Here is a 10757-nt window from a genome sequence, read left to right on the forward strand (position 1 = left end):
TCTATGTTCATAAAGCCTTCGCGTATGAATCTTTCATATGTTTGAGGCTTTTTTTTTGTGGTCAAAATTGAATGCCAAGCCAGATAAAGGAATTGTTTCGAGAACTGGACGGAAATATGACTGCTACTGAATTGTGTCTATTATTGAGCAAGTATCCTCACGCGGCAATTATAGTGAAGGCAAATCGCATATCCCAGCTTATACAGAAAATTGTTTGACAACAGATTCTTGTCTATTGCAGGCGTAATATGAATATCCCTACACTTAGGTTTATAACAGACACCACAGAAGAATGGAGGGTAAGCATCAAATGGTAACTATCAATAAAAAGAGATTAAGAAAGGAAGGGTAGGCATCAAATGGTAACCATCAAGAAAAAGCGATTGAAAGAAAATTTTCCACTGTTTATCATGTTTACCCCTGTGTTATTGTTTTTTATTATTTTCAAATATATACCTATGCTAGGACTGATTATTGCTTTCAAGGATTACAATCTGTTTCAAGGTTTTCTCGACAGCCCATGGGTAGGACTTAAGCACTTTCATTATATTTTCTCGAATCCCGAAACGGTTCGAATTGTGAAGAACACCTTTGTGTTAAGTTTAACGGGCATTTTATTTGGCTTTCCATTGCCAGTAATATTGGCTATTCTCTTAAACGAAGTACGCAGGATGTGGTTCAAACGCTCGATCCAAACGTTGATTTATTTACCTCATTTTTTTTCATGGGTCATTATCAGCGGGTTTGTTTTCACGATATTTAATCAGGAAACAGGCATTGTTAATCATGTAATTGAACGGATAACCGGAGAGACCTATGCGTTTCTTTATCACAATTTCTCCTGGTGGTCGATATTTATCGGATCGGCGTTATGGAAAGAAACCGGGTTTTCAGCGATCATCTATCTGGCAGCAATAACAAGCATCGATACCAGCTTATATGAAGCGGCCAACCTGGACGGTGCTAATAAATGGAAGCAAATTTGGCATATTACGATTCCTGGACTGGCTTCGACCATGATTCTTATTCTGATTATTTCCTTGGGGCGTGTAATGGAGGTTGGATTTGATCAAGTGTATGTATTGCGAACGCCTGTCGCGACTCTATCGGACGTCATTAGCACTTACATATATCGGATTGGTGTACAGAATTCACAATTCAGTCTGACATCTGCACTGGGCTTATTTGAATCATGTATCGGATTAATTCTGGTAGTGACTGCCAATCAAATCGCAAAACGTTATAACCAGAGCTTATGGTAGGAGGGACTCCAGAATGAAAACCAGCAAGGGAGAACGCGTTTTTTTCGCCGTTAATTACGTTTTTTTGGCTTTATTCGGGATTAGTGCATTGGTGCCCTTAATCAATATTTTGGCAGTCTCATTGAGCGATAGTTCTGCCATTATCTCGGGAAAGGTGTCGATTTGGCCGATCGGTTGGAACATCGAAGCCTATAGGCAGCTTATCGAAGGAACAAGAATTATTCACGCTTTGAAAAATAGTATCATCATAACAGTGGTTGGTGTTGCCCTGAGTATGTTATTTACAATATTGGCTGCCTATCCATTGTCTAGAAATACATTGTATGGCAGACGTTTCTTTACATTGGCGATTGTGTTCACGATGTTGTTCGGCGGTGGATTGATCCCAAGCTTTCTGGTCATCAAAGAATTGGGGTTGATTAACTCTTACGCTGCGATCTGGCTGCCGTCCTTGGTTAGCGCATTCAATATGATGATTATGCGAACATTCTTCCTCAATATTCCCGCTGAACTAGAAGATGCCGCACGAATGGACGGATGCGGAGAATACAGAATGCTGCTGCAAATTTTTCTCCCGCTCTCCTTACCAGTCCTTGCCACGTTAACTTTGTTCTATTCTGTAGGGTATTGGAACCAGTTTCTAACAGTGCTCCTGTACATCAATGATGCTAAGAAATACAACCTTACTGTACTTGTGCAGAATATGGTGGCAAGCCAGCAGTTGCTTCAGCAAATCAATACATTTCAAGCGGAAGACTCGGTTTCTATGACACCAGAAGCGATCAAAGCAGGAGCAGTTGTGATTTTGCTGCTACCCCTAATGATCGTGTATCCATTCTTGCAGAAATATTTTGTCAAAGGTGCCTTAGTTGGTGCAGTTAAGGGATAGAGGCTGTTATGGATTGCTAAGGAGGTGATGTCAATCGGTTAGCGTATAAGGAAAGAAGTAGGAGTATGAATGGGCAAGGGTATCAATGCTCGGAGAAATGAACGAAATATAATCAGGAGGGTTAAATATGAAGGGGATAAAAGCAGGATATCGTACAAAAATAAGGATCGTTTTGGCATCGGCATTGGTAATATTGACTATGAACGGTTGCTCCAATAGTAAGGATAACACAGTAAGTGATACAGCTTCTCCAGACGCGACTAAACCGGCGACAATGAAGCCTAAGTCGAAAATATCGGTTTCCGTCTATGACCGGGGGACTGTACCAGCTGCCGAAGGTACCATAGACAACAACCGCTGGAGCAAATGGATCAATGCCAACGGACCGGCAAATGTAGAGTTTGTCCCGATTCCACGCTGGGAATCGTTGGCGAAGCTGAATACTTTGTTTGCCTCGGGATCGGCTCCTGATTTAATCTTTGAATTTGATGCAAAAATTAAAAATCAGTTTCTTGCGCAAAAGCAGTTTATGCCAATAGATGATATGGTCAGCAAAAGTGTGGAATACAAAAAATTTCTTGAGCAGAATCCAGGCGTCAAGAAATTGGCTATGAATGAAGATGGCAAGATGTATTATTTTGGCCGTGTGGTTGGTTCTACGCTGAATGTGGGACTGGTGATTCGGGAGGATTGGTTGGAAAATCTGGGTTTGAAGTCTCCGACAACCCCTGAAGAGCTATTGGCTGTTGCCAAGGCGTTTACTGAACGGGATCCGGACGGCAACGGGAAGAAGGATACATTCGGTTACCAGCTAAGCTTCATCGGCGGGGGAGTAATCGATCGTATGTACAATAGTGGTGAAATCCCAGACGGCATGATCCTAAATAATGGAGAGCTTGTTCGGCAGTGGGATAATTCCAAAGCTGCTCTGCAATTGAAGAAGCAGCTGTTCGATGCAGGAACGGTAGATAAAGACTTCTTGACAGATAAAGGGGAAAAGGCGCTTCAGGATTTTGTCAACGGCAAGCTTGGTATTTACGGTGCTAATAATATCAACGCAATGAGTGTGGGATACAAAAATTTCGAAACGTTACGTAAAAATAATCCAAATGCCAAAATTAAATTTATTCCATTTCCAACGACAGCATACGGTTCATACAGCTGGGGCTGGGAACCGATTCAGATGGTAGCGGCGGTGAATGCGAAAGCCAAGAATCCTCAGGCTGTTATGGACCATATGGACTTTCTTACCAAGGATTCGACACAATTGTCTTTGACATATGGTGTCGAAAATGAACATTGGAAGATGGGAGAGAATGGTTGTCCGAAGCAGATTGATCCGGCCAAATCAAAAGCTGAGGTGGACTATAACGGAGATTTCCGAATTCATGCCAACATAGGGATAGGTTTGCTTGCCAAATGCGCGCAACCGGAAAAAGTATACGATGCGAAAATTCCGCTGCAGAAGGAATATCTGGATCTACTGCTTCAGCAAGCGAAGCCTGCTTATTTAAATCCAGAGCGTCCTTTCAACGGATTCACGGCTTCGGGTTATAATCCGGCCCTTCCACAAGATTTATCGGCTTTTTCGGCTTCATTAACGCAATCGATCAACGATATTTTCAACAAAGCAATTGTAAGCGGTGATTCTTATTCCGTGGATCAGGCGATAAACGATGCTAAAACGGCCTGGAGCAAAGGCGGCGGCGACAAAATCGAGGCATGGTACAAAGACTGGTACGCCAAGAATAAAGATAAAATTTACACAACGGCAGAAATATACAAGCAGTATGTAAAGTAGGCTTACACGACAGTTGATTAACCAAAACGCTGCTTTAGGACGAATGGATAGCTATCGTTCTGATGTCGGAAAGCAGTCTTACGGTTTGGCTGAAACAAAGGCGATGATAAAGCATAAAGCGGATTTCAATAATGAAAGGGGAGATTTGTCTGGGAAAGAAGATCAGCTTGTCAGGGATTCTTGTGGCTCTATGTATCTTGTCTATTTGGATGATAAATCAATGGGGAGCTTCTACCGCTCATGCAGAAATGGTAGCTTCGCCCAAAGCGGAGTACCTATTGGATGAGGATTTTTCTGTCATGACTACTGCCTATAATCCCAATGATGCCGTGGCTAGTGGATGGGATATAAGAAAAGCGGGAGGGGCGATTTCCTACGGCTATAACAGCTGGTTTAAAATTAGCGATACCAGTAATGTACTTCCCGTATCCATGACTAAAAAAATTCGTCCGCAGCATGCTGGCAAGCTCACCTTGGAATACAGATTTAGAATGCCTGCTATTGTAAATGGAGTAAAGTGGCAGCTTCGTAGTGGAGAAGTGGCAGGGGTTAGCCTTGAGGTAAAGAATGGCAAGCTGAGTCTGGCAACAGGGGAGACCTGGTATGACCTCCAGACGCTTACCGCCGATGTGGAATATGGGGTTAAAGTGATTGCTGACCTCGAAGCCAACAACGTGCAGGTTTATGTCAACGGCCTGTTAAAGGCAACGGAAAAAGGCTTTACCCATCGTGTAGAGTCGATTGACAACTTTCTTGTGATTACAGGCGATGTGACTACGGGCGAAATGTATTTTTCACCGGTCAAGATTCATAAAGGCTATGTCATTAATGAAAGGTTCCTTTCTACCGTGGAAGGACCGCTGCCACAGGACTGGAGCGCACAGCCTAATGGTGGTGCGATTGCCGTTGAAAAAATGAATAATTCAAAAGCTCCGGATGTGTTTAGCTTAAAAATGAATGCAGCCAACGCGAATGGAGCTATGCATATAGGGCGATCTGTTCCTTCCCAAGACGGGCGCCTGGTTATGGAGTACAAGGTTTTGATGCCAACGAAATTGGATGGCTTCTCCATGGAACTAAAAGGTGGAGAATCAACAGCCTTCCAATGGCTGACACAAGACGGAAAATTCTCCTATAAAAACGCTGCTGGCCAATATATAAATTTTTATGATTATATACCCAATCTCTGGTACCATGTGAAGCTTAAAATGAATACGGTTACAAATAAAGCAGATCTTTATGTGAACGGCAAGCTGAAGGTAGAACAATTGGATGTACTGGCGAGCAGCGTTGATCTTGTCAGCTTTGCCATTGCCGCCTCCAATCACGGAAGTATGTCCTTGGATGATATTCTTTTGTACCAAGAGGCTGAGGAGCCTGCGGATTATGTACCTGCCCCTGTGCCGGTGGCCAAGGAAGGGAATGCCTTAGTTGGTGCCCAGGCCTGCTCCTTGTGGAGAGAAGGGCAGCATTTGGGATGGGATCGGATCCAGCCTTACCCAGAAAGAGTCCCGGTGCTTGGCTTTTATGACGAAGGAAACCCGGAGGTAGCGGACTGGGAAACGAAGTGGATGGTAGAGCATGGAGTCGACTTCCAGATGTATTGCTGGTACAGGCCAACGGGATCGGAAGGAAAGCCGATTAAGGACCCACGTCTGGGAGCGGCGCTTCATGATGGCTACTTTAATGGTAAATATAGTAACCAGACGAATTTTATGATCATGTGGGAGGCTGCTGCCTCCAAGGTAAGCGGAAGCGATGATTTCAGGAATAACCTGGTGCCCTACTGGATGGAATATTATTTCAAAGACCCGAGATATCTGGTCGTCGACAACAAGCCGGTTATTAGTATATATGGCTATACCCCTTTGAAAAATAGTCTGGGCGGCACGGCAGAGTCACTTAAGGTGGAAATGGACTATTTAAGGCAAGCCTGCAAAGACGCTGGCTTTGATGATGTGATTATTCTGATATCCAGTTCAGGTGCGGATTCTGCCATGATGAGCGATATGCAGAATGCGGGTATGGATGCTGTGTTTGCCTACTCCTGGGGCGCGCTTGCCGGGAGAGAAGCCCTCCAGAAGTCTAAGCTGGAGCAGCAGAGGGATGTAGGGATAATGGATGTGATCCCCGTTATCAGCATGGGCAGGGATGATAGCGCTTGGGGCGGAGCGCGGGGTTATTATGCAACACCCCAGGAATTTCAATCAACGGCACAATGGGTAAAAGACAGCTTTATACCCTCTTTACCGAAAGAAAGCCCGGGCCGCAAAATCATATTGCTCGATAATTGGAATGAATACGGGGAGGGCCACTTTATTCTGCCAGCCGGGTTAAACGGATTTGGATATCTGGATGCAATCCGGGAAGTATTTACAGCGGGAGGTACACATACGAATGTTGTGCCTACACCCGAGCAAAAGGATAGAGTCCGGGTCTTATACCCGGAAGGCAGAACCGTCCTCCCTTCCAAAGCGGTTGAACCTCCGCTCCTAACTAATAATGGCAGTATCCAGTACAGCAAATTATGGGATTTCAATACGGATGGAGACAGCGAGGGCTGGACGATAGCTAAACAGGTCAACCCTGTAAGCATTGCGGGAGGTTATTATTCGGGTACATCAACGGGTGATGATCCGGGCATACTTTCACCCGATTCACTGGGGATTTCTGCGGAAGAGAATCCCTACCTGCATATCCGTATGAAAAACAGTACTGCTGATATGGCAGGCAAGGTTTATTTTATCACCGAAAAGGATCAAGTCTGGAAAGAAGCCATGGCCGTCGACTTTTACGTCAATAATTATGACAGCAACTATTCGGACTACTATGTACCGATGTGGAGCCTTGGTAACTGGACGGGAACTATAAAGCAGATCCGTGTTGACCCGATTACAACCACAGGTGATTTCAGTATTGACCGGATTGGCCTAGTGGCGGTTCCCATAGAGGGCATAAAGATGATGCTTGACGGAAAGCCGGCAACAACTTTAACACCTTTGGAAATCATCGATGGCAGCGTTAGGGTGCCTTTGGTCGAGATTCTTAAGAAAATGAAAGTACCTTATGAATGGGATCATGAAGGCTCTCTCCTCGCTGTAAAGGATAACAGTGTCATTCGGGTCGTATACGGACAAAGATCAGCCTATAAAGGAAATACGCCCGTAAACCTGGAGCATGTGCCTGTATGGACGGGAAGTGATTTGCTGGTTTCAATCGATGCGTTAGACGCATTGTTCGGCTTTCATTCGGTGTGGAAAGCACAGGAAGAAACTTTGTATATTTTCAGCTCTCTGCCCAAAATTCTGGGTGATAATATGTTAGTTGATCCAGGGATGGAAATGAGCATACTGCCCTATACCGGATCAAGGATTAGTACGGAATTAAGCACATCAGAATATCATTCCGGTCATCAGTCGGTCAAAATCACCAAAGAATATCCGTATGCAAAAATCTATTTTCCCGGCGTGGAAAACGGGAAGGAATATTACTATTCCGCATGGGGGAAGCTGGCGCAAGGCTCAACTCTTGGAGAGAAGCTTCGTATATGTTTGCAGTACCAATTAGATGGTGTTTCCAAGCAGGTGGTTATGGTAATAGGACCTGCGATGGATGCTACCAATTGGAAGCAGGTACAGGGCTATTTTAAGCTGAATGAAGTCGGTGTTGTTTCCAATTTGACGATGTATTTGTATACGGATTCTCCTGCGTTAGCCGATGCCTATTATCTGGATGACGTAGAAATCCGGCCTGTGACCTATTCCAATGACCCCATCCCAGCTCGTGTATCTGGCGTCAGCCTGAACCATACAACTATGGAGATCGGTGTAGGCAAGACAAGGCGGTTGATGGCCACCATAGAGCCTCAAAATGCGGTAGAAAGGGCAGTCACATGGAGCTCAGACAACCCGCTGGTAGCTATTGTGGATGTGAATGGAGCCGTCTATGGGAAAAAAGAGGGAACGGCTACTATCACGATTACGACAGTGGATGGAGCCAAAACGGCTTCATCTGCGGTTACAGTCACAGAAGGGTATGTGGAAACCGTTACCTTGACAGTAAAGACTGATGGAACCGGCGATTTCATCTCTCCTAAGCTGGCTAACGATAGCATTCAGGATAGCAGTCCCGAAAAGCAATATATCATACTGATCTATCCAGGTGTATATACGGAGAAAAACTGGGTGGTTAAGCCTTATACGACCCTTCGGGGAACCGACCGAGAAACGGTCATCCTAAAAGGAGAGAATAGTCCATCAGCCACTAACCTTGAGATCACCAACCAATCCACCATATGGCTGAAGGGAACGGCCAATCTGGAGAATCTCACGATTACCGCCAAAAATATGAGGCATCCGGTTAACAATGAGGACAGCGGCAATAATAAGGATGCGGTTCATATCGTGAAAAATACCCATATCGAGCATTATGGCAATCTCGAAGCTGTTAATTATCGCAAAAGCTGGGTGGCGGCTCATCCGGGTGTTACTCCACCGGCAGATTTGGACCCGACCAAGGTATTGGGCGGGATCAGCGGGGTGGGTTCGCATGCTTGGGGTTATGGTTCCGCGAGCGGTGTAAGGGAGACTGTTTATGGCAGTTCTTTTGTTTCGAAAGCTATCGGTTGGTATGTGCATAATCGCGAGGATTTCACCAAACCCCAAATCAATGTGATCAACAACAGTCAAATCGTTTCCACGGAGACCTTGCAGCCTATTGTTATCCAATCCTTGGGCAGTGGAACGAACGATGAGGTCATCTTCAATAACACTGAAATTATAGGGACTTATATGGTTCAGAATGATTCGCCTTGGATTACGCAAAAACCGGAGAACCAATATGCGAACCATGCGGATTATAACGTTACCTTTACGAACAGCACACCGATCGGTTACGAGGATGGCCATAGGGGAAGGGCGCTGGCCTTGTTCAGCAGCTCCACAGGCAGCCAATCCTCTGTAAGGGTTAGCGGAGATGCCGTGCCGGATATTCTGGGGACGTATGAAACCCGGGACGGAGGCGGTGGCCTGGATGGCTATCTATACGGATACTGGGATATATCGGGTATCAAGGTGGGCTTGAGTTCCAACATTGACGTCAATAATACGTTGGGAAGAAGGCTTGGGGATCGTACCATCCATAATAAAACACTTCAAGTGACCTTTGAAAATGGAACCACCAAAACGATCATTTTTAATGAAAATTATACGAATCAGCCCAACTCCTATGTATTGGGCAAAATTAATGAAGCTTTGGGCGTTTCAGGCAGAGCCGTGGAATATAATGTGACAGGTAGTGAATATTATCCGCAGGTATCGAATAAGCAATTAATTTTAAACAATTATACCCAGGTTGGGATTCCCCGATTTGCGGCTGTGCGTTTTGATACCGACAATACTACCCTGCGGCTCATGAATGCCACTGATGCTCCTGAAAGCTTTGTAGGCATCGCGTTGGAGCGAATTAAACCGGGGGCGTCGGGGAGAGTATTGACAGAAGGGATCATGAAAAGCAGTCAATTATATGGATTCGCAGGAAACGTAATTCAGGGAACCAAGATTTCGATTGGGACTCAGGCTGGAAGCCTGAAAGTAAGCTCGGATGGAATTGCACTGCTGGAGGGGATCCAGGCCAATTGGGCTTATTTTAAAGGAAATACGAATGGGGTTACCCCGCAGGATACGCCAGCGCCTCCCTTATTAGCACCCTTGGTCGTAGTGCCGGGAAGCGTTCCGGGATCGACGAGTGTTACAGCAGCTGTATATACGTCGTCCAGTGTGACTGGATCGGTATACCAGTTATTTCTGCAGGTATCCCCAACCGCCATTCCCATACCCGGTACGCTAAGTGGAAGTGTGCCAGCGGATGCAATTGCATTGGAGAGTGGAGTGCCTAGCGAAATTCGCAATTTGGTACCCGGCCATTATATTGGAGTCTACGAAAAAAATGGATTAAGTGGTCGTATCAGTCATTTTAGTTATCATCATCTTCAAGCTGGGGATATCACTCCCGATTCGTCTGTAGATTCGCCTCCGAAAAGTAAAGCTGCACCAGGAAAGCCCACTCTTTCGAACGACAATGGTTACCTTACAGGACTTCTTGTGGGTAATTATAATGTTACGATGAATATGTGGTACGGAGATAACGGGAACACCTATAAGCTTTATGAGAACGATGTAGTGATTGATACGCGAATGCTCAAAGATGACACACCGCTAGCCCAGGTTTATACTACTGAAATTAACGGCAAGAAGAACGGTACGTATCGATATGTTGCGGAACTGTCCAATGCATTCGGCACAACGAGAAGCGATGTGATGGTTGTGACTGTAACGAACGCGAATCCAGGGAAACCGATTTTGTCCCATGATAATTGGGGAGGTTCCGGTAGCTTCAACGTAAAAATGGACTTGTGGTGGGGTACTAACAGTACCCAATATCGTTTGTTTGAGAACGGCGTGCTTATTGATACGCAAGCTCTGACGGATCAATCGCCAAACGCCCAGTCTGCGATGAAAGCTATAGCTAACAGAAGCATAGGCACATATGAGTACCGCGCCGAGCTTGTAAATGCTTCAGGAGTAACCTCAAGCGATACGATACGTGTAACGGTCAGTAAGTGAAGACCCGCTTGTGCTAGGCTTACAAGTATTTCAAAAGAGCGCTTATTGCCATCAAAGGCAATAGGCGCTCTTTTGACTATTGATGAACAGCTTTCGCAAACTCGTGACTTCAGTCGTGAGTTAGAAAATTTCGGATAGGGCGTGGCTTTTGCCACGTCAACGATCCGACACATATCTAGGAA

Annotated in this window: 4 protein-coding genes; all 4 read left to right on the forward strand. The window is 45.2% G+C overall.

The genetic code is table 11. From position 1 onward, the window contains the following. Positions 1-359 precede the first annotated feature (359 nt). The 4 genes from FU659_RS22570 (at position 360) to FU659_RS22585 (ending at position 10575) form a co-directional block, all read left to right on the forward strand. Positions 360-1262, forward strand: coding sequence for an ABC transporter permease (locus tag FU659_RS22570; protein ID WP_147949615.1), 903 nt, complete (start codon positions 360-362; stop codon positions 1260-1262). A 13-nt stretch (positions 1263-1275) separates the two neighbouring features. After that, entirely contained in the window at positions 1276-2151 is an 876-nt protein-coding gene (locus FU659_RS22575) for a carbohydrate ABC transporter permease (protein WP_147949616.1), read from the forward strand. A 127-nt stretch (positions 2152-2278) separates the two neighbouring features. After that, positions 2279-3952 carry a type 2 periplasmic-binding domain-containing protein gene (locus tag FU659_RS22580; protein ID WP_147949617.1) on the forward strand — a complete coding sequence of 558 codons (1674 nt, stop codon included), beginning with the start codon at positions 2279-2281 and terminating at the stop codon, positions 3950-3952. A gap of 131 nt (positions 3953-4083) precedes the next feature. Further along, the gene (locus tag FU659_RS22585; RefSeq protein WP_147949618.1) at positions 4084-10575 is read left to right on the forward strand and encodes a glycoside hydrolase family 99-like domain-containing protein; all 6492 of its coding nucleotides are present in this window, start codon (positions 4084-4086) and stop codon (positions 10573-10575) included. Positions 10576-10757: the final 182 nt, after the last annotated feature.

It is taken from the genome of Paenibacillus sp. N3.4 (assembly GCF_008017805.1).
Taxonomy (GTDB): domain Bacteria; phylum Bacillota; class Bacilli; order Paenibacillales; family NBRC-103111; genus Paenibacillus_E.